21 protein-coding genes and 1 pseudogene are annotated in these 18,079 nt (G+C 57.8%); 9 read left to right on the forward strand and 13 right to left on the reverse strand.

Annotated features, from left to right (window positions below):
• Positions 1–273: 273 nt before the first annotated feature.
• From ACRHIG_RS05730 to ACRHIG_RS05780, 11 genes are all read right to left on the reverse strand, one after another.
• A complete protein-coding gene (locus ACRHIG_RS05730) occupies positions 274–555 on the reverse strand; it encodes a hypothetical protein (RefSeq protein WP_489629614.1) in 282 nt (93 codons plus the stop codon).
• Between the two features lie 174 nt (positions 556–729).
• A complete protein-coding gene (locus ACRHIG_RS05735) occupies positions 730–1,191 on the reverse strand; it encodes a phage virion morphogenesis protein (RefSeq protein ID WP_489629615.1) in 462 nt (153 codons plus the stop codon).
• The gene (locus ACRHIG_RS05740) at positions 1,188–1,676 is read right to left on the reverse strand and encodes a phage tail protein (RefSeq protein WP_489629616.1); all 489 of its coding nucleotides are present in this window, start codon (positions 1,674–1,676) and stop codon (positions 1,188–1,190) included. The genes ACRHIG_RS05735 and ACRHIG_RS05740 overlap by 4 nt, the downstream gene beginning before the upstream one ends.
• Complete coding sequence (locus ACRHIG_RS05745) at positions 1,660–2,172, reverse strand: lysis system i-spanin subunit Rz (RefSeq protein WP_489629617.1); 513 nt, start codon at positions 2,170–2,172, stop codon at positions 1,660–1,662. Before ACRHIG_RS05745 ends, ACRHIG_RS05740 begins: the two co-directional genes overlap by 17 nt.
• A complete protein-coding gene (locus ACRHIG_RS05750; RefSeq protein WP_489629618.1) occupies positions 2,169–2,729 on the reverse strand; it encodes a glycoside hydrolase family 108 protein in 561 nt (186 codons plus the stop codon). The genes ACRHIG_RS05745 and ACRHIG_RS05750 overlap by 4 nt, the downstream gene beginning before the upstream one ends.
• Positions 2,729–3,100: a hypothetical protein gene (locus tag ACRHIG_RS05755; RefSeq protein ID WP_086144199.1), complete on the reverse strand. Its 372-nt coding sequence runs from the start codon at positions 3,098–3,100 to the stop codon at positions 2,729–2,731. Before ACRHIG_RS05755 ends, ACRHIG_RS05750 begins: the two co-directional genes overlap by 1 nt.
• A 47-nt stretch (positions 3,101–3,147) precedes the next feature.
• The gene (locus ACRHIG_RS05760) at positions 3,148–3,363 is read right to left on the reverse strand and encodes a tail protein X (protein ID WP_489629619.1); all 216 of its coding nucleotides are present in this window, start codon (positions 3,361–3,363) and stop codon (positions 3,148–3,150) included.
• Complete coding sequence (locus ACRHIG_RS05765; RefSeq protein WP_489629620.1) at positions 3,363–3,866, reverse strand: head completion/stabilization protein; 504 nt, start codon at positions 3,864–3,866, stop codon at positions 3,363–3,365. Before ACRHIG_RS05765 ends, ACRHIG_RS05760 begins: the two co-directional genes overlap by 1 nt.
• A 95-nt stretch (positions 3,867–3,961) precedes the next feature.
• The gene (gene gpM / locus ACRHIG_RS05770; RefSeq protein ID WP_489629621.1) at positions 3,962–4,678 is read right to left on the reverse strand and encodes a phage terminase small subunit; all 717 of its coding nucleotides are present in this window, start codon (positions 4,676–4,678) and stop codon (positions 3,962–3,964) included.
• A complete protein-coding gene (locus ACRHIG_RS05775; RefSeq protein ID WP_489629622.1) occupies positions 4,678–5,697 on the reverse strand; it encodes a phage major capsid protein, P2 family in 1,020 nt (339 codons plus the stop codon). Before ACRHIG_RS05775 ends, gpM begins: the two co-directional genes overlap by 1 nt.
• Positions 5,698–5,746: 49 nt before the next feature.
• On the reverse strand, positions 5,747–6,532 hold the full coding sequence (locus tag ACRHIG_RS05780; RefSeq protein WP_489629623.1) for a GPO family capsid scaffolding protein: 786 nt from the start codon (positions 6,530–6,532) through the stop codon (positions 5,747–5,749).
• Positions 6,533–6,667: 135 nt separating this feature from the next.
• Here ACRHIG_RS05780 and ACRHIG_RS05785 point away from each other — a divergent pair.
• From ACRHIG_RS05785 to galE, 9 genes and pseudogenes are all read left to right on the forward strand, one after another.
• Positions 6,668–8,466 (forward strand): annotated as a pseudogene (locus tag ACRHIG_RS05785) (terminase ATPase subunit family protein).
• Positions 8,463–9,527, forward strand: coding sequence for a phage portal protein (locus tag ACRHIG_RS05790; RefSeq protein WP_489629624.1), 1,065 nt, complete (start codon positions 8,463–8,465; stop codon positions 9,525–9,527). Before ACRHIG_RS05785 ends, ACRHIG_RS05790 begins: the two are co-directional and overlap by 4 nt.
• Positions 9,524–9,739 (forward strand): hypothetical protein, encoded by a 216-nt coding sequence (locus tag ACRHIG_RS05795; protein WP_489629625.1) that lies wholly within the window; start codon positions 9,524–9,526, stop codon positions 9,737–9,739. The genes ACRHIG_RS05790 and ACRHIG_RS05795 overlap by 4 nt, the downstream gene beginning before the upstream one ends.
• A gap of 501 nt (positions 9,740–10,240) precedes the next feature.
• Positions 10,241–11,329, forward strand: coding sequence for a DUF262 domain-containing protein (locus ACRHIG_RS05800; protein ID WP_489629626.1), 1,089 nt, complete (start codon positions 10,241–10,243; stop codon positions 11,327–11,329).
• Positions 11,330–11,944, forward strand: coding sequence for an MAE_28990/MAE_18760 family HEPN-like nuclease (locus ACRHIG_RS05805; RefSeq protein ID WP_489629627.1), 615 nt, complete (start codon positions 11,330–11,332; stop codon positions 11,942–11,944).
• Positions 11,941–12,132, forward strand: a complete 192-nt coding sequence (locus tag ACRHIG_RS05810) for a hypothetical protein (RefSeq protein ID WP_489629628.1) — start codon at positions 11,941–11,943, stop codon at positions 12,130–12,132. The genes ACRHIG_RS05805 and ACRHIG_RS05810 overlap by 4 nt, the downstream gene beginning before the upstream one ends.
• A 14-nt stretch (positions 12,133–12,146) precedes the next feature.
• Positions 12,147–13,151 carry a DNA cytosine methyltransferase gene (locus ACRHIG_RS05815; RefSeq protein WP_489630750.1) on the forward strand — a complete coding sequence of 335 codons (1,005 nt, stop codon included), beginning with the start codon at positions 12,147–12,149 and terminating at the stop codon, positions 13,149–13,151.
• 459 nt (positions 13,152–13,610) lie between these two features.
• A complete protein-coding gene (trmB, locus tag ACRHIG_RS05820; protein ID WP_475417868.1) occupies positions 13,611–14,291 on the forward strand; it encodes a tRNA (guanosine(46)-N7)-methyltransferase TrmB in 681 nt (226 codons plus the stop codon).
• Between the two features lie 150 nt (positions 14,292–14,441).
• Positions 14,442–15,461, forward strand: a complete 1,020-nt coding sequence (galE, locus tag ACRHIG_RS05825) for a UDP-glucose 4-epimerase GalE (RefSeq protein WP_489629629.1) — start codon at positions 14,442–14,444, stop codon at positions 15,459–15,461.
• Between the two features lie 16 nt (positions 15,462–15,477).
• Here the strand turns inward: galE and rfbD are convergent, their stop codons facing one another.
• Together rfbD and ACRHIG_RS05835 are read right to left on the reverse strand one after the other, a co-directional pair.
• On the reverse strand, positions 15,478–16,350 hold the full coding sequence (gene rfbD / locus ACRHIG_RS05830; protein WP_489629630.1) for a dTDP-4-dehydrorhamnose reductase: 873 nt from the start codon (positions 16,348–16,350) through the stop codon (positions 15,478–15,480).
• A 291-nt stretch (positions 16,351–16,641) separates the two neighbouring features.
• Positions 16,642–17,928 (reverse strand): Glu/Leu/Phe/Val family dehydrogenase, encoded by a 1,287-nt coding sequence (locus tag ACRHIG_RS05835; protein ID WP_034785857.1) that lies wholly within the window; start codon positions 17,926–17,928, stop codon positions 16,642–16,644.
• Between the last annotated feature and the right edge of the window lie 151 nt (positions 17,929–18,079).

Genomic DNA, 18,079 nt, shown 5'->3' on the forward strand with positions numbered 1-18,079 from the left:
ATAAAATTCTATGATTGATATTTTTATTGCCACATACTGAAATGATGTGGATTTTTGTATTTATTTTTATATGCTTCAAAAGCAAGAGGGATTTCTCCATTTTTTTTGTGCGGAAAAGTTTGTAATAAAAAAGATGGGAAAAAATGGCTGAGTTATGGAAGCTAGGGCTCTTTTTTGGTGCTATGTAAAATTTGCAGCCGAGACGTTCAATAATGTTCTGCGCAAATTTGACATTTCCAGAATTGCAAGCCGTGCTAATAATCGCGGTCGCTGTTATTTTTTTAGGCTATTTTTTAGCTTTGATACAGTCACGACTCCTCCCTGTGTCCACCATCCAATGAATTTTTCTTCATCTCCGATAAGTCTCCCGTGACAAGTAATATGAATATATTTATATTTTGATTCTTCTATAGCTTTTATAAATGTCTCGGCAGAATCAACATGAATGTATGAAGATTTAATTCTCATTAAGTCGAACATATGCTTCAAGAACTGTCCTTCAGATCCGGGATCATCCTTGTCGATACACTCAATGATTTGTACACCAGTTCTCATTTTTTATCTCGTTATTGGGTTTAAATTTTTATGAATATTGGCATAGTTGATGCGCGCTTTCAATGCTCTAGTACGACGTCATCTAATTTTCGGTAATTTTTGTTGCTCTATTGGTATTTTATGGATTTAATTGTTGGAATGAATATATTTTATCGGGAAAGTGATGGTTCTATACTATTCGAGATGATTTAGCAATGACTCCCGTATCAACGTCAGGTCTGTTGGACTTAGTCCCAAGAGCGGGCGAGCAGGATACCTATATTGGGGCCCCTTTCTTGTGACATTGTCGGTCATCCCATCGTGATGGATTCGAGCTATTTGCATCACTTTTCCTACAAAACCAACACTCAATTGTTGTTGGGTAGCTTGTACCTTGAGATATTTAGCTGTGCGGATCTTGTTGAACATTTCCAACTTCTGCCGCTTGATACGTCCATTCTTCCCCTTGAATTCCTTGCGCCGCTTGCGCGCAGGATAGGCCGTGCCGTCCGGCCCCTGCTGCGCCTTGATGCGCTGCGCCTGGCTGCGGCGCAGGTCGATGGCCACCTTGTGATGGATGGCGCGGCGCTGGGCCGGCTGCAGCTTGGCCAGCAGGGCGCCGGCCCAGGCTTCCAGCGCGCGCAGGTCATCGCTCATGCTGTCGCCTCGGGCGTGCGCCATTCGGCCAGCAGCTTCTCGCCGGCATACAGTTTCCAGAACTCGTCCGCGTAGGCCGGCATGTGCTGTATCTCGGCCAGGTGCTTGATGTCGAGGCGACCCGCCTCGCCGGTCTTGACGGCCACGCGCTCGGTCAGGTCCAGCTTGATGGAAATGTCGACCGTTTCATGGTTGTTGAAATCGACTTCGAAGGCGATGCCGTGCTTGCGCGTTTCCTCGTTGGCCATCAGGTCGAGCTGATTGACTTTCAGCCAGGCGATCAGGGCCACCATGATGGCGTCGGCATCGCCCGCGTAATCGGTCACGATCAGGTTGAGCTTGAAACGGTACTCGAAGGAAAGGGAGGCGGTGGCCGACGCGACCACGTTGCCCTCGTCGGCGAAGACCAGCAGGCGGTCGGGGTCGCGCTGCAGCTGGGGAATTGCGGCGGCAAGGTGCTGGCGGAGGCTATTCGGTTTGTACATGGTAGGTGTCTCGTACTAGGTTGTAGGCGTCGATGCAGGCGTTCAGCTGGCGGGTGGCGTCGTCGCCTTCGCCGGCAATGGCGTCAAGAGCTGCCGCAGTCGCCGGGTCAAGTTCGGCGCGCGCTTGGTGCTGATCGCTTGCGGCAGCGGTGGAATCTGCAGTGGCGGCGCATTGGCCGCTGGCGACGGGGATTGACAGGCGCACAGCGCCGCTGCGCACGTCATCGTTAAAACGGTCACGCTCGGTTTTCGCATGGGTTCGCTCCTGGGTGAGGTGGTCGGCGCGCTGCGCCAGGGCGGCGCCGGCGGCGCGCTCCAGCGTGAGCACGCGGGCGGTGGCCTGGGCCAGCGCGGTGGCGGCGGCGGATGTTTGGATAGCCGCTGCCCGCTGCAGTGCGGCGATGCAGGCATCCTTGCGCCATCCCTTCGCCGTCCAGCCCGCGATGGTGCCGCATAGCAGGCAGGCGGCCAGCGGGCGCCAGGTGGTTGCGGTCACATGCCCACCCGTTCCTTGATCCAGCCGAACAGGAAACGGCGCTGGGTCTTGTTGGCTTCGGTGATGTCCAGGTAGCGCGCCGCCTGCAGGCCGTTCAAGGCGCGCAGCAGCACGGCGGCGCCGTCCTGGCCTCGCCATTTGAGGAAAGCGGCCAGCGCACCCAGCGACTGCGCGCCCAGGCGGCCATCGACGAACAGGGCGGGATAGCGGGCGCCCGTGTCATTGAAACCGTTCAGCCAGCGCTGCAGGAATTCGGCCGCGCGATGCGGCCCCATGTTCACGCCCGTGTCGATCACTTCGGCGCCGATGCCGGCATGCAGGGCCAGCACCTGGTCGAACTTCGGTTCCGTGATGTAGCGGGCCGTGTAGATGGCGCGCGCCAGGGCAACGGGCAGCTCGCGCATCGGGCCTTGATAGCCGTTGGCGCGCGCCACCGCCACGGTGATGCCGTAATTGGTTTCGCCGCCCTTGTCGTGCTGGTCGTTCACATAGCCGCCTTCGGCGCGCAGGATGGCGTCGATGGTGCGCGCGATCAGCGGGTTTTCAGTGGTAAGCATCAATGCTCCTTCGCGTCTTTGACCAGCTCGGCGATGTCCTTGTCGCTGCGGCGCTGGAACCAAAGGGCCACGGCGCGCGATACCCACCAGCCGGGCGCGCCGACGATCAAGTCGATGGCCGAGGCGTTGACCATGGCACCGATGCTGGGCAATTGGGCGCACAGCAGCTGGTACACGGTGCCGCCCAGCAGACACGAGAACACGCCCGCGCAGGCCAGGCGGGCGACGAACTCGCCCTTGTTGAAGGTGCCGTCGCTATTCAGCGGCGGCAGCACGATGTACAGCATGGCTGCGCCGACCATGCCCAGCGCCGCCTTGAAGCCGTACAGTTTGACCAGGGTGGCGAAACCACCAAACGATTCTGCGGACATTGCTTGTTTCTCCATGATGAGGATAAGTAGAGGTGTTGTTAAAAAATTTAGTCCCATAGCTGCACAAGATCGGCGGCGGCCACCTGTCCCGTGCTGGGCGCCGGCTCGGGCAAGGTGACGACCAGGCCGGCCGGCAGCACGGCGCCTTGGCGCGCCAGCGCGGGATTCATTTCCAGGGTTTGCTCGACGTATCCCGCGCCGTCGCCCAGGTAGCGCCATACCAGGGCGTCCACCGTGTCGTGCTGTTGCGTGCGCACCTGCATCAGATCAACTCCACGGTCAGGTGCGTGCGGCCGACCATATCGGCGATGGCCCATTGCGCATTGCGCCGCTGCGCGCCGGGCGCCTCGTCCAGCCACTCCATGCTTTTCTTGTCGCTCACGGAGGTGGCGGTGCTGTCGTAATCGCGGTAACGCTCGATCAGATCCGCTTTTGCCGTGCTGTAGACGGCGCGCCGGTACTGTGCCAGCAAGCGGGACTCGCGGTTGATGCGCGTGGCCGGCACGTCGACCAGGGCGGCTATGCCCGCTTGCGCATGCGCGGCCTGCCAGTCGGCCAGCTCGCGGTTGACGTGCAGGATGGCGTCGACCACGGCTTGCACCAGGCGCGCGTCGGTGACGGTGCCGTCCAGGCGCATGGCGTCGCGCATATCGGTGAGGGCAATATCGGGAAACCAGCCGTCGTTCTCGATGATGCCGGCGGCCGGCGCGGGCGGCGCCGGGTCGGCGCCGGGCGGGATGGACGGGGGCAGGGCCATGAAGGACATACGGGGCGCTTTCAAAAATGGGGCGGTGGACGGGGTTCATCAGGCAAATTGATTAGCCAGAATCCCCCCGTGCCGCCGTGCTGCGGGGATGCTCTTTACGTGGAACCGGCCGCGCGCTTGAGGCGCCGTTCCAGCCGTTCCATATCTTTCTTGACGCCGCACGACTCGGATAAAGCACGTGCGCGCTTCAACTGGCCCATGGCCGTTTCCGCCTGCGCCACCAGTTCCGGCGCGATGTCCGTATCGTCGGCCTGATCGAGCACGGCGATCATGGCCAGGCCGATGGCCTTGTGCAGCTTGGCGCGGGCCTGGTCGGGCGCGTCGCTGGCGGCCGTCAACTGTTCCACCTGGCCCAGCACCTGCGCCGCGTGCTGCGGATCGGCGGCCAGCTTGCCGTGCAAGTAGCCTTCGGCAAACTCGTCCAGCATCAGGGTGGCGATATCGCGGCTGTAGGTGTCGGGCAGGGTGAACTTGTGCGCCAGCGCGTAGGCGGCCATGACCAGGGCGCGCGCGTACTCGCCCGTGTCGATGTGCCACACCAGCAAGGTGGCGAAGACGTCATCCTGCGCGCCCTTGCCGCCGGCCAGCACGCCGTCGATCCACTGCGCGTAATCCGGCAGCAAGGTGGCCTTGACCTCGATCTTGCGTTCCACGGACTGAATGGACTTCAGGCGGCGCCGATCATCGGACAGCTTGTAGAGCATCATTTCGTAAGCCGTGCCGGTGGTGACGCCTTGCGGCGCGGCGGCGCCGGCCGTGCGCTCGGCCAGCATGCGCGCGCGGTGGCGCAGTGCAGGGGATTGGTTGGCCATCACTTGTCTTTCAGCTCGATGTTTTCCACCAGCGCGGCCAGGCCCAGGTCTTCGATCACGTAGGCATCGTTGGACGACTCGTAATTCTCGATGCGGTCGCGCTTGGGCACGTCCTCGACGCGGCGGCGGCGCGCGCCTTCCTGGAAGTAGATCGACAGATTGTCGAAACGCGTGATGAGGATGGCGTTGTCCGGGAAGTAGGGCACGCGTGCGGCCGGCAAGCCGCCGATGCGTTTCTGGCTGATGATGATGTCGGCCGCCAGGGTTTCCGTGGGGGCCTGCTTGGTGTTGACCAGTGGGAAATACTTGTCGTTCAACAGCTTGCGCCCGACGATGGCCACCAGGTTGGTGTCTTCCTGATACCACGGGTCCAGCAGGTTGACGGCATCGGTCACGGCCGCGTCGAGGTTGGCATAGTCGGCGCCGTCCACGTCGCCGATGATGACCTTGCCCGGCATGCCGTTGGCCACCAGGCCCAGCACGCGCTCGGGCGCCAGCTCGCGCAGGTGCTGCAGCCAGCCCTTGTTCACGTCCTGCAGCAGCGGATTGGCGTCCAGGTCGGTGTCGGCCATGGCCTTGACGCCATTGAAGCCGATGACGATGCGGTCGAGCGCCTGGCGCGTCAGGATGGCATTGGCCACGCGCGATTGAAAGTCTTGGAACTTGGCCCAGGCGTCGAGCTTGGCATAGTTCAGATGCGTGTCGAAGTTGGTCTGTTCGCATCGGTATTTGGTGCCGTCCAGGGTGGACAGGTCGCGCGTCTTGCGTTCCTTGTCCTTGGTGTTGGTGCGGCCGGCAATCGGGCCGGAGACGCCCAGGCCCAGCTTTTCGCCTTCCTGCTCGGTCACGCCGATGATGTTCACTTTCGACAGGAACTCGCTCGATTCCTGCATCTTCGTTTCCAGCTTTTGCTGCACGCTGGGCGTGACGCTGAAGGTCTTGGCCACGTTGTCCGTGTCGTTCAATTGGCCCAGGCGGGTTTCGTACTGGCCAAAGACCTGGCGCGTTTGCTTTTTCATAAATCAGTGCTCCGTTGTTGAATGGGGTGTCGTGGAATGGCGTGGGCGTTTAAAACTCGGTCTGCACGGCGCCGTCGTTGCCGGTGGCGGCCGGGCGGCGCGGGCCGTTGCCGGGCGCTTCGTCCATCTGCGCCTTGAAGGCGGCCAGTTCGTCTTGCGTGGCCTGCAATGCGGTTTCGGCTTTCTCCAGGCGCGTCACGGCGTCCGCGTAGTTGTCGTTGGCGGTGACGACGTGGCCCGCCAGCGCCTCGACGGCTTCGCTGATGTCGGCGAACTGCGCGGCATCGGCGCCCGATTTATGGGAAAAGCGCGACAGCAGGTTTTTCACGGCATCGGCCAGCCTGATGCCCTGCTCTTCGAATTCCAGCTCGACCTCGACGGCGGAGGTAAACAGGTTGGTGCTTTGCTGCTTGCGATTCGCCGAGAATTTCAGGGCATCGGTGCCCAGGCTGGCGGGGCTGTCGGTGACGCCCAGGCCGACCAGGTAGGGCTGCGCCGAGTCGGCAAAGTCGGGCTGGATTTCCAGGCTGGTGTACAGCTTCTGTTTCGCTTTGTTGATGGCGACCAGTTCTTGCGTGGGTTCGATCTGCGCGAACAGGGCCAGTTTCTTGCCGTTGTCCGTGTCCACCTCTTCGGCTTTCACCGCGATCACGTCGCCGTAGGCCTTGAACTGGCTGTCGGGCAGGATGCCCCGGATGTGTTCGAGCCAGATGCGCGCGCCGTAGGTTTTCGGGTTGTAGGTGGCGGCGATCTGCTCGATGGTGGCGCGGTCGATGTTGCGGCCGTCCGTGGTGGCGCCTTCGGTGGCGACGCGGAAGAATTTCGATTTGGACATGGTGGGCGTTCTCGGTTGATCGGATAACGCCATGGTCAACGTCTTGGCGCTGCGATTCAATGCGCTGCGGGTTGCTATGGGCCATAGCGACTTTTGCCTTCCCCGCTCCGCGCGCGCGCGGCCTACGCTGGCGGCATGTTAGGAATCCACCAAACCCCTGAAGAAATAATCGCCGAACTGGCCGTGCCCGAATCCGAGCCGCGCCGTGCCGCGCGCGCCCTGTACTGGAAGGGCTGGCGCATTTCATCCATCGCCCGCCACTTAGGGTAAAGCGCAGCACCATCAATAGCTGGAAGCTGCGCGATGAATGGGACCAGGCGCAGGCCATCGAGCACGTCGAGGCAGCGGCCGAGCTGCGCCTGGTGAAACTGATCGAAAAAGAGGTCAAGAGCGGCAGCGATTACAAGGAAATCGATCTGCTGATGCGCGCCATCGTTCAGGCGGCGCGCGTGCGCCGCTATGAGCAGCCGGGCGGCAACGAGGTCGATCTCAACCCGAAACTGGCGAACCGCAATGCCGGGCCGAAGAAGAAGCCGACGCGCAACGACTTCAGCGACGAACAGAAAATCCAGCTGCTTGACGCCTTCCAGGATTCGCTCTTCGACTATCAAAAAGTGTGGTTCCGCAACGGCGACCAGCGCACGCGCGCCATCCTCAAGAGCCGCCAGATCGGCGCCACCTGGTACTTTGCGCGCGAAGCGCTGGCCGACGCGATGGCGACGGGCCGCAATCAAATCTTCCTGTCCGCCTCCAAGAGCCAGGCGCACGTCTTCAAGCAATACATCGTGCAATTCGCACGCGAGGCGGCCGGCATCGAGCTGACGGGCGATCCCATCGTGCTGCCGAACGGCGCGCATCTCTACTTCCTGGGCACCAATGCGCGCACGGCGCAGGGCTACCACGGCAATTTCTACTTCGATGAATTCTTTTGGACGCAGAACTTCCAGGAGCTCAACAAGGTGGCCTCGGGCATGGCCATTCACAAGAAATGGCGCAAGACGTATTTTTCCACGCCATCCTCGACCACGCATCAGGCCTATCCGTTCTGGACGGGCGAGCTGTTCAACAAGCGCCGCGCCAAGGCCGACCAGGTGAATATCGATGTGAGCCATGGCCGCTTGTCGTCGGGTTTTACGGGCGAGGACAAGATCTGGCGCCAGATCGTCACCATCCTCGACGCCGAGCGCGGCGGCTGCAACCTGTTCGACATCGACGAGCTGCGCAACTTCGAATACAGCCCCGACCAGTTCGACAACCTGCTGATGTGCAACTTCATCGACGATTCGGACAGCGTTTTCCCCTTGAACGAGCTGCAGCGCTGCATGGTCGATTCCTGGGTCGAATGGGACGACTACAAGCCGCTGCTGGGCCTGCGTCCGTTCGGCAACCGGCCCGTGTGGATCGGCTACGACCCGGCCTTGAACGGCGACAGCGCCGGCTGCGTCGTGCTGGCGCCGCCGATGACGGCCGGCGGCAAGTTCCGCATCCTGGAGCGCCACCAGTGGCGCGGGCAGAGCTTCGAAGACCACGCCGACGCCATCCGCCAGATGACGCAGCGCTACAACGTCGAATACATCGGCATCGATACCACGGGCATGGGTATCGGCGTGCTGCCCATCGTGCGCGGCTTCTTCCCGGCAGTGACGCCGCTGAACTACTCGCCCGAAGTCAAAACCCGCATGGTGCTAAAAGCCAAAAACATCATCAGCAAGGGCCGGCTGGAGTTTGACGCCGGCTGGACCGACATCGCGCAGTCCTTCATGGCCATCCACAAGACCCTCACCCCCAGCGGGCGGCACGTGACCTATATCGCCGGCCGCAGCGATGAAACCGGCCACGCCGATCTGGCGTGGGCCTGCATGCACGCCCTCGATCACGAGCCCTTCGAAGGCACCACTGACAACCACCACTCTTTCATGGAGATTTATTCTTGAGCAAAGCACCACACTTGCGCGCGCGCGGCCAGCAGGCCGAGGGCGCCCTATCCACAGCGGCCACGGTGCCGGCCGCCGCCGGCATCGAGGCGTTTTCCTTCGGCGACCCGACGCCCGTGCTCGAGCACGCCGATATCCTCGATTGCTTCGAATGCTGGAAGAATGGGCACTGGTATGAGCCGCCCGTCAACCTGGCCGGCCTGGCCAAGTCCTTCAATGCCGGCGTGCACCATAGCAGCGCCATCCACTTCAAGGCCAACGTGCTGGCGTCCACCCTGATTCCCAGCAAGTACCTGTCGCGCGACGCTTTTAAACGCATGGCCCTGGACTTCTTGACCTTCGGCAATGCCTACCTGGAAGACCGGCCCAGCCGCAGCGGCAAGGCGCTGGCGTACCAGCACGCGCTGGCCAAGTACATGCGGCGCGGCGTCGATCTGGATACGTATTTCTTCGTGAACGGCTACCAGGCCGTGCACCAGTTCGACAAGGGCCGCGTCTTCCACCTGATGGAGCCGGACGTGAATCAGGAGCTGTACGGCGTGCCGCAGTACCTGAGCGCGCTGCAGTCGGCCTGGCTCAACGAAGCAGCCACCTTGTTCCGCCGCAAGTACTACAAGAACGGCTCGCACGCCGGCTTTGTTTTCTACATGACGGACGCCGCCGCCAACACCCAGGACGTGGACAACCTGCGCCAGGCCATGCGCGACAGCAAGGGGCCGGGCAACTTCCGCAATCTGTTCATGTACGCGCCGAACGGCAAGAAGGACGGTATCCAGATTCTGCCGGTGTCGGACGTGGCCGCCAAGGACGAGTTTTTCAACATCAAGAGCGTGACGCGCGACGATCAACTGGCCGCGCACCGCGTGCCGCCGCAGCTCATGGGCATCCTGCCGAACAACGCCGGCGGCTTCGGCGCCGTCGAGCCGGCCGCGCGCGTCTTCGCGCGCAATGAGCTGGTGCCGCTGCAGGCGCAGTTCGAAGCGATCAACGAGTGGGCCGGCGTGGAAGTGGTGCGCTTCGCCCCGTATGACCTGGCCACGGGCGGGGAGGGCGCGGCATGAGCGATCACATCGACAACACGGACAAGATCATCTTCGCCGAGGTGGCGCGTGGCTTGGCCGCCGTGCGGCGCCGGCCCGCCTTGGCGCCGCATGGCTGCTGCCACTACTGTGACGAGGCGCTGGCACCCGCGCTGCTGTTCTGCAATGTGGATTGCCGCGACGATTACGAGAGGGAGCAGGCGGCCAAGGCCCGCGCCGGCCGCCCAGGATGACCGCCACGCCGCGATAGCCGGCAGGGCGGGGCCGCGACAGCCCGGCCGCGCCAGAGCGCCCAGCCACCGCACAAGCCGCCCACGAGGCGGCTTTTTCACGTCCTGACGATTGATGTTGCTCTTTGGGTAATAAAAAGACCCGTTTCGGCCCGGCGCGCGCAGTTGTCCCCCTCCACACCTGCCCGCTATACAGGGGTCTTTTGACTCAAATGTGCGCCATGGCCGAAGGCGCATGAGGACTGGCGCGGCGGGGCAAAGAGGGAGCATGCGATTTGACGCATTTTGACGCACTTTATTCACCTATGGAACCTAAATATCATCCTGCGGCAGAGGCGCCATTGATCCATCACACCTGAATGATATCAATTCGGTTTTGAGGTTCGTATACCGTTGTTGACCAGTGGGCTACAATCGCAGCCAAGTCGTTAATCATGTCGCACTACCAAGGAGCTTGGCTCGCTCATTTTTGTTGTGAAAGTGCATCATTGTCGGAGGATCACCTTGAGTAAAAAATTACAAAAAAACAAATCTGGGACAGAGGAAGGAGTTCTTGGGGAGGCGCAAATTCGTGAGCTGAAACAGCACGTTGACTATCAAACAAAAGAATTTACCACCGAAATCATAGTGCAGAAGTATCTTGAGGGCGAAGCCGATGATGAGAACGAAATTTTCATCCCAACATATCAACGCGATTTTGTTTGGAGTGAGGCCCGGCAGAGTAAATTCATAGAGTCAGTTATATTGGAGCTTCCAATTCCGTATATTTTTATTGCGACGTTACCAAAAGAAATATCTGATGATGATGGGCGGGCAGAAATTGTGGATGGATCGCAGCGCATTCGAACTTTAGCAGTCTTTTTGAATGATAAATTAAGACTGAGTGGCTTGGAAAAGCTGAATAAATTGAACGGATTTTGTTTTTCTGACTTGGAAATTTCTCGGCAACGGAAGATAAAAAGGCAAAGTATCAGAGTTATTGAGTTGTCTGATAAAGCGGATGAACAAATTCGACGAGATATTTTTGAACGCATCAATACCGGTAGTGATGAGCTCAAGGATATGGAGAAGAGAAAGGGTATATATACCGGCCCCTTCTACGATTTCATTTGTGAATGCGCAGAGATGCCGGAATTTCAAAAAGTTTGCCCAATTTCGAGAGCTAAACAGAGGCGTGAAGAGGCGCAGGAATTAGTGTTGCGATACTTTGCTTACTGTGATACGTATCAAAAATTCAGACATGATGTTAGAAAATTTCTTGACGCATATTTGAAAGAATATCAGCACGATTTTCCGAAAGAACGGATGTCGCGAGAATTCAAGAATATGATTAAATTTGCTGAAAATAATCTTCCATACGGGTTTAGAAAGAATGCAACTTCAACGACTGTTGCTCGGGTTCGCTTCGAGGCTCTCGCTTGTGGAATTACACTAGCTCTGAGAGATAAGCCGCGTCTCAAGCCAACACCTGGAAGTATGGGGTGGATTGATTCACCAGAATTTAGTTCACATGTGGCATCCGATGCCAGCAATTCCCTGCCACGTTTGAGGGGACGACTCGAATTCGTACGCGATAGGTTATTGGGGCGTTAAATGTTAAATGCACAGGCTGAATTCGAACGTCGAGAAATTGAAATAGAGGAATACATTTCGTATCTTGAAACTCTGGAAGTTCAAACTGGATTTTCAGTTTCGCTTATCAATACGATGAAATCATCAGCGCTACTGATGATGTATAACATTGTCGAATCAACGATGACTAATTTAATGCAGGATATATTCGATCATCTGCGCGATGAAAATATACCATTTGAATCATTGAATGATAAAATGAAGATACTTGTATTGAGTTACAGTAAACAGGCTGCTCCTGGAAAGCTTGTGGAAAAAATGACTCAGAACGCATGGAGTATTGTTGTTGCTTGCTTTAATCGTACAGAACTTTTCTCTGGTAATATTGATTGCAAAAAAATAAGAGAAACTATGAAGGAAATTGGTGTCACAGCGAAATCGACATATAGAGAAGATGTTTTGTTAAAGATAAAGGGGGAGCGTAATGATCTTGCTCATGGTCATAAATCATTTTCTGATTGTGGTCGCGAATACGCTGCCACGCAGTTGCGAGAGTTCCACAAGAAAGTGATGGCAGTGCTTCGCAATGTGATAACAGATTTTGAAAAATTCTTGAGTTTGAAGGCATATGCGTGACTAGTAAGAAGAAAGAAACAGTGAGTTTTTTTGATAATTCATGCTCGGGTAAAGGCTTGGCGATGCAAGATGGGCTATTGGCTGCGAGCTATTGGATTAAAGAAACAAAAAAGAAGAGGTGGCCTTCGAATGTGGTAGGACGCCAAGAGCTGCGTTTGGTTGATTTTTTTCGGGTTGCGGAGGATTAAGTCTTGGTGCGCATATTGCATGTGGACAATTAAATCGTAATTTGAAGATCGTTTTGGCTGCGGATATGTGGGACGACGCTTTGGAAGTGTACAGATCAAATTTCAATAGCATCCTTGAGGCATCAACAAACGTAGACTTGTCTTTGATGGTTGATGGTCAAGGATCGTCTAAATTGTCGAAAAGAGGCAAGGTATTATCTAGATCAATGGGAGAGGTGGATGTTATCGTCGCCGGGCCACCATGCCAAGGTCATTCTGATTTAAATAATTTTAGCCGTAGAGACGATCCGAGAAATTCTCTTTATACGATTCCGGTTGCATTTGCCATAGCTAACAAAGCAAAAATCCTTTTGCTTGAGAATGTTCCTGCCGTTGTTCATTCGGCAGGGGGTGTTGTAGATGACGCCTTGAAGGATTTGCAGAAAAATGGTTATTCCGTCATGCAATTCATTGCGGACGCACAGGATTTTGGTTTGCCGCAAACACGAAAGCGACATGTTTTAATTGCTTCGCGCTTACATTCGGCCGAGGAGTTAACTGCTTTGGTTCGTTGCGTGGAAAAGCGGATTCGTGATGTGGAGTTGTGGGATTTTATTAATGATATAGAAAATGAAGCAGAGGATAGTGAACGGCTAATAACAAAACGCTCTAAAATATCAAAAGAGAATGTAGATAGAATTTCATTCCTATTTCAGTCTAACACCTTTGATTTGCCAAATAACCTGCGCCCTCCGTGTCATCGGGATAAGGCTCATTCTTATATATCTATGTATGGCCGCCTTCATGCTGATCGTCCGGCTCAAACCATTACCAGTGGTTTTGGCTCCATGGGGCAAGGGCGATTTGTGCACCCAACGCAGCCTCGGATGATAACAGCGCATGAAGCTGCTCGTATTCAGGGCTTTCCTGACTATTTTAAGTTTAGGCCAGTACAGAAGATTACAGCTCTTCGCGAGATGATCGGCAATGCTGTTCCTCCCCCGTTTGCCGCCGTGTTGCTTAAGTTGTTGCTTCAGTAGCATGTTGCCTCTGTTTCCTGTTGTGATTCATTTAGACTGAATCCTAGGTACGTTCTGTTTTTTCTTTAGGTGTGAACTAGGTCGGTTTGTTTAGCGATAACGGAATGTGAGTGCACCGCTAGCCGAGGGAGGAGGCAATAGGTACCCTCTATCAGTTCAATCAACGGTGCACGTCTGTTGATAGTTACCGTTTTCCTAAATAGCACGCTCCACAAACGCAAAATGCTCCGCATGGATGGCTGCTTGTGCGGCTGCTATAATGTCACCTTTGCGGAGCAGAAACGGGCCGCAAGCCCGCATGGCTGTTGAGTTCCTTGTCGAGCTTCCCAAGCTTACGACGAGGGTTCGATTCCCTTCACCCGCTCCATTTTCCGCTGGCGCCTGGCTTTGTGCGGCGCCGCCACTATTTTCTTCATTCCCATGTCCTCTGATACCCCAGCAAACGGCCCGGCGCGGCCGATGATGTACGATCCGACCGAACACCGCATCCGCAGCTTCGTGACCCGCGCGGGACGGCTGTCTGTCGCGCAGGCGCGCGCGCTCGAGACCTTGGGACCGCAGTTCCTGTTGCCTTTCGCTAAGGAATCCATGGACTTCGAGCAGGTGTTCGGGCGCAAGGCGCCGGTCATCCTGGAAATCGGTTTCGGCATGGGCGCGACGACGGCGCATATCGCGAAAGCCATGCCGGAGAAGGATTTCATCGGTGTCGAAGTGCACACGCCTGGTGTGGGCAGCCTGTTGAAGCTGATCGGCGAAGAGTCGCTGACGAATCTGCGCCTGCTGCAGCATGATGCCGTGGAAGTGCTGACGCACATGATTCCCGCCAATTCCCTGGCCGGCATCCACGTGTTCTTCCCTGATCCATGGCACAAGGCGCGCCACAACAAGCGCCGGTTGATCCAGTCGCCTTTTGTTCAGCAATTGACCGACCGCCTGGCGCCGGGCGGCTATCTGCATTGCGCCACCGATTGGGAAGATTACGCGGTGCAAATGCTGGAAGTGCTGGGTGCCGAGCCGCAGTTGCGCAATAGCGCCGACGCTTATGCGCCGCAGCCGGCGTATCGTCCGCTGACCAAGTTTGAAAACCGTGGCTTGAAGCTGGGCCATGGCGTGTGGGACCTGGTGTTCATCAAGAAGTAACTTTGGCGGTTTGCCCACCTGTGCCGTGTGCACGAGATCAAGCCTGCCGCGGCGACGCCGCAGGCTTTTTTCATGCGCGCCTTATCGTGTGCTGGCTAGGCAAAGTGGGTGAATTACGGTAGTCTTATCTTTTTTGCATTGATTGATATTATGTCCAAGAAAATACTCGTGACCGGCGCATCCGGTTTCATCGGTTCGCATACCTGTGTCGAATTGCTGGCTGCCGGCTTTGACGTCGTCGCGGTGGATAATCTGTGCAATAGCGCGCGCGAAGCGATGGTGCGCGTGGAGCGCATCTCCGGCAAAAGCGTGCCCTTCTATGAAGCGGACGTGCGCGACCGCGCGGCCATGGCCGCCGTCTTGCGTGAGCACGCCATCGATGCGGTGATCCACTTCGCCGGCTTGAAAGCCGTGGGCGAGTCCGTGGCCCAGCCGTTGATGTATATGGACAACAATGTGTCGGGCACCGTGGCGCTGCTGGAAGTGCTGGCGGCGGCGAATGTGAAGCGTTTTGTGTTCAGTTCGTCGGCCACGGTGTATGGCGATCCGGAAGCCTTGCCGATCCTGGAATCGTCGCGCCTGTCCGTGACCAACCCGTATGGCCGCTCAAAGCTGATGGTCGAGCAGATACTGGCCGATCTCGTGCATGCCGATGCGCAGTGGCAAGTTGGCGTGCTACGCTACTTTAATCCCGTCGGCGCGCATGCCAGCGGCTTGATCGGTGAAGATCCGGCCGGCATCCCGAACAATCTGATGCCATTCATCGCCCAGGTGGCAGTGGGCCGCCGCGAGCGCCTGGCCGTGTTTGGCAACGACTACGATACGCCGGACGGCACGGGCGTGCGCGACTACATCCACGTGGTCGACCTGGCGCTGGGCCATGTGGCGGCGTTGAACCGCCTGTTCTCCACCGAGGGCGGCTTTACCGTCAACCTGGGCACAGGACACGGCTATAGCGTGCTCGACACCGTGCGCGCCTTCGAGGCGGCCAGCGGCCGCAAGGTGCCATACGACATCGTGCCGCGCCGCCCGGGCGACATCGCCAGCTGCTATGCCTCGGCCGACAAGGCGAAGCAATTGCTGGGCTGGCAAGCGCAGAAAAACATCGACGACATGTGCCGCGACCACTGGTGCTGGCAGCACCAGAATCCGCAAGGCTATCTTGCCTGAGAGATGGCCGATGTATTCAGTTTTGGCACAGCAGTAATGCGTCATGCCAGTTGGGTAAGCCGCAGAAAGTCTCCATCAGTTTCTGCGACGACAATACCGAATTGGCAGGTCGCTGTGCCGGGACCGGATACTCGGATGCCAATATGGGTGTCAGCTGCGGCTTTTTTGTGACCGATGCATGGGCCATGATCGCTTCTGCGAAGCCAAACCACGTGGTTTTTCCTTGTGCCGTCAAATGGTAGAGCCCGGAATGCTCGTCCCACCACGCTTGCTGGTCGGCGGTGGCCAGGCTTTGCGCGACGATGTGCGCGGTGGTGTCGGCAATGGTACGGCTCCATGTCGGCGCGCCGAATTGATCTGACACGATATTGAGCGCGTCGCGCTCCTGGGCCAGACGGCGCATGGTGAGCAGGAAGTTTTTGCCATGCGTGCTATATACCCAGCTGGTGCGTAGGATAAGGTGGGCGACGCCCGTGGCCTGAATGGCTTGTTCGCCCGCCAGCTTGCTGCTGCCGTAAACATTCACTGGACAGGTAGGATCAGTTTCCAGATAGGCACTGTCCTTGCTCCCGTCGAACACGTAGTCGGTACTGTAATGTATCAGTGTGGCGCCAAGCTTTTTGGCTTCCTCTGCCATGACGCCAGGGGCTTCGCCATTGATGCGCAGTGCAAGTTCCGGTTCGCGTTCCGCCTGGTCGACTGCGGTATAGGCGGCAGGGTTGACGATCAACGTAGGCTTCACACTGCGAATGACGTCCCGCACCTGTTGCAGATTACTCAAATCCATTTGACTGCGATCAAGCGCGATGATTTCTCCCAAGCCTTGCAGGCTGCGTTCGAGCTCATAGCCAACCTGGCCAGTTCTTCCGGAGATTAAAATTCGGCTCATGAATATTCCTGTTTATATTGGTGCCAATAGTATGCCTGAATGCGGCTGGATGGAGTGATTCGCCCGCCGATTTTTCAGCGCCTTATCCGGTCAGCGTTGCCATGCGCCGCCCAGACAAAAAATCCCGCTCACACGCAAGTGTGGCGGGATTTTTTTGAGCGCCATTAAACCAATGGCGTCAAAGGTAGTAATGGCGCCTGAAAATGTCGGGGCTAGGCGCCGCCCCGAAGACAGTACGCCAGTACGGCGAGGGGCAGGCAACAACGCCCCAGGCATTTTCTCAGGCAGCCATTATGGATACAGGCCGCGTACTTCGCGCGCCTGCAGCACGCGCGTGCACGCCAGGATGAAGGTGGCGGTACGCATCGACACTTTCTTCTCTTGCGACACTTGCCATACGGCGTCGAACGCTTCGCGCATGATGCGGGTCAGGCGGCTGTTGATTTCTTCTTCCGTCCAGAAGAAGCTCGAGAAGTTCTGCGCCCACTCGAAGTAGCTGACGGTCACGCCGCCGGCGTTGGCCAGCACGTCCGGCACGATCAATACGCCGCGGTCGGTCAGGATGTCGTCCGCTGCCGGCAGGGTCGGGCCGTTGGCGCCTTCCAGGATGATCTTGGCGCGGATGACTTGTGCGCGTTCAGCCGTGATCTGCTGTTCCAGCGCGGCCGGGATCAGGATGTCGCAATCGATGCCCCAGAAATCTTCGCGCGGCACGAATGCCTCGGCGCCCGGGAAGCCTTCGACGCTGCCCACTTCGGCCACGTGTGCCAGCAGTTGCGGGATGTTCAGGCCGCCGGCATGCACCACAGTGGTCTTGTGGTCTTGTACCGCCACGACTTTCGAGCCGGCTTCAGCGAACATGCGTGCGGCGACGCCGCCCACGTTGCCGAAACCTTGCACGATGACTTTCGCGCCTTCGAGCGACATGCCGACCTTGGCGGCCGCATCGCAACCGACGACGAACACGCCGCGGCCCGTCGCATCGCGGCGGCCCAGGCTGCCGCCCAGCGAGATCGGTTTGCCCGTCACCACGCCGGTCGACATATTGCCGCCGATCATGGCGTAGCTGTCCATCATCCACGCCATGACTTGTTCGTTCGTGTTGACGTCCGGCGCCGGGATATCCTTGTTCGGTCCGATGATCATGCTGATTTCGCTCGTGTAGCGGCGGGTCAGGCGTTGCAGTTCGTTGCGCGACAGGGTCTTCGGATCGACGCGGATACCGCCCTTGGCGCCGCCGTATGGCACGTTGACCGCCGCGTTCTTGACCGTCATCCAGGCCGACAGAGCCATTACTTCCGACAGGGTCACGTCCTGGTGGAAGCGCACGCCGCCCTTGCCTGGGCCGCGCGACAGGTTGTGCTGCACGCGGTAGCCTTCGTAGTGGGCAATGGTACCGTCATCGCGCTCGATAGGCACGTCGACCGTCAAGATGCGCTTTGGACGCTTCAGCGTTTCCACCCAGCGCGACAGGTTGCCCAGGTAAGGCGTAACGCGGTCGATCTGCTCGAGGTAGACGCCCCATGGGCCCAGGTCTTCAGGATTGAGGTAGGAAGGAAGTGCGTGCTTGCTGGTCATGCTTGATAAGCTCCTGGACAAAACGGTGGTGTAATGCCGAAAAATCTACTGCGCGTCGTGCTTTGCGGCCGGCGATGCTCGCTGTACCTTCGTACAGCTGCGCTTCTCGGCCACAAATCACTGCCGCTCGCTACGATTTTTCCTGGCATTC

The sequence above is a fragment of the Janthinobacterium sp. C22 genome (assembly GCF_057919405.1).

Coding starts and splice junctions, on each gene's coding strand:
- ACRHIG_RS05730 (WP_489629614.1), bottom strand. CDS start 555: ATGAGAACTGGTGTACAAATCATTGAGTGTATCGACAAGGATGATCCC.
- ACRHIG_RS05735 (WP_489629615.1), bottom strand. CDS start 1,191: ATGAGCGATGACCTGCGCGCGCTGGAAGCCTGGGCCGGCGCCCTGCTG.
- ACRHIG_RS05740 (WP_489629616.1), bottom strand. CDS start 1,676: ATGTACAAACCGAATAGCCTCCGCCAGCACCTTGCCGCCGCAATTCCC.
- ACRHIG_RS05750 (WP_489629618.1), bottom strand. CDS start 2,729: ATGCTTACCACTGAAAACCCGCTGATCGCGCGCACCATCGACGCCATC.
- ACRHIG_RS05755 (WP_086144199.1), bottom strand. CDS start 3,100: ATGTCCGCAGAATCGTTTGGTGGTTTCGCCACCCTGGTCAAACTGTAC.
- ACRHIG_RS05760 (WP_489629619.1), bottom strand. CDS start 3,363: ATGCAGGTGCGCACGCAACAGCACGACACGGTGGACGCCCTGGTATGG.
- ACRHIG_RS05765 (WP_489629620.1), bottom strand. CDS start 3,866: ATGTCCTTCATGGCCCTGCCCCCGTCCATCCCGCCCGGCGCCGACCCG.
- gpM (WP_489629621.1), bottom strand. CDS start 4,678: ATGGCCAACCAATCCCCTGCACTGCGCCACCGCGCGCGCATGCTGGCC.
- ACRHIG_RS05775 (WP_489629622.1), bottom strand. CDS start 5,697: ATGAAAAAGCAAACGCGCCAGGTCTTTGGCCAGTACGAAACCCGCCTG.
- ACRHIG_RS05780 (WP_489629623.1), bottom strand. CDS start 6,532: ATGTCCAAATCGAAATTCTTCCGCGTCGCCACCGAAGGCGCCACCACG.
- ACRHIG_RS05795 (WP_489629625.1), top strand. CDS start 9,524: ATGAGCGATCACATCGACAACACGGACAAGATCATCTTCGCCGAGGTG.
- ACRHIG_RS05805 (WP_489629627.1), top strand. CDS start 11,330: ATGTTAAATGCACAGGCTGAATTCGAACGTCGAGAAATTGAAATAGAG.
- trmB (WP_475417868.1), top strand. CDS start 13,611: ATGATGTACGATCCGACCGAACACCGCATCCGCAGCTTCGTGACCCGC.
- galE (WP_489629629.1), top strand. CDS start 14,442: ATGTCCAAGAAAATACTCGTGACCGGCGCATCCGGTTTCATCGGTTCG.
- rfbD (WP_489629630.1), bottom strand. CDS start 16,350: ATGAGCCGAATTTTAATCTCCGGAAGAACTGGCCAGGTTGGCTATGAG.
- ACRHIG_RS05835 (WP_034785857.1), bottom strand. CDS start 17,928: ATGACCAGCAAGCACGCACTTCCTTCCTACCTCAATCCTGAAGACCTG.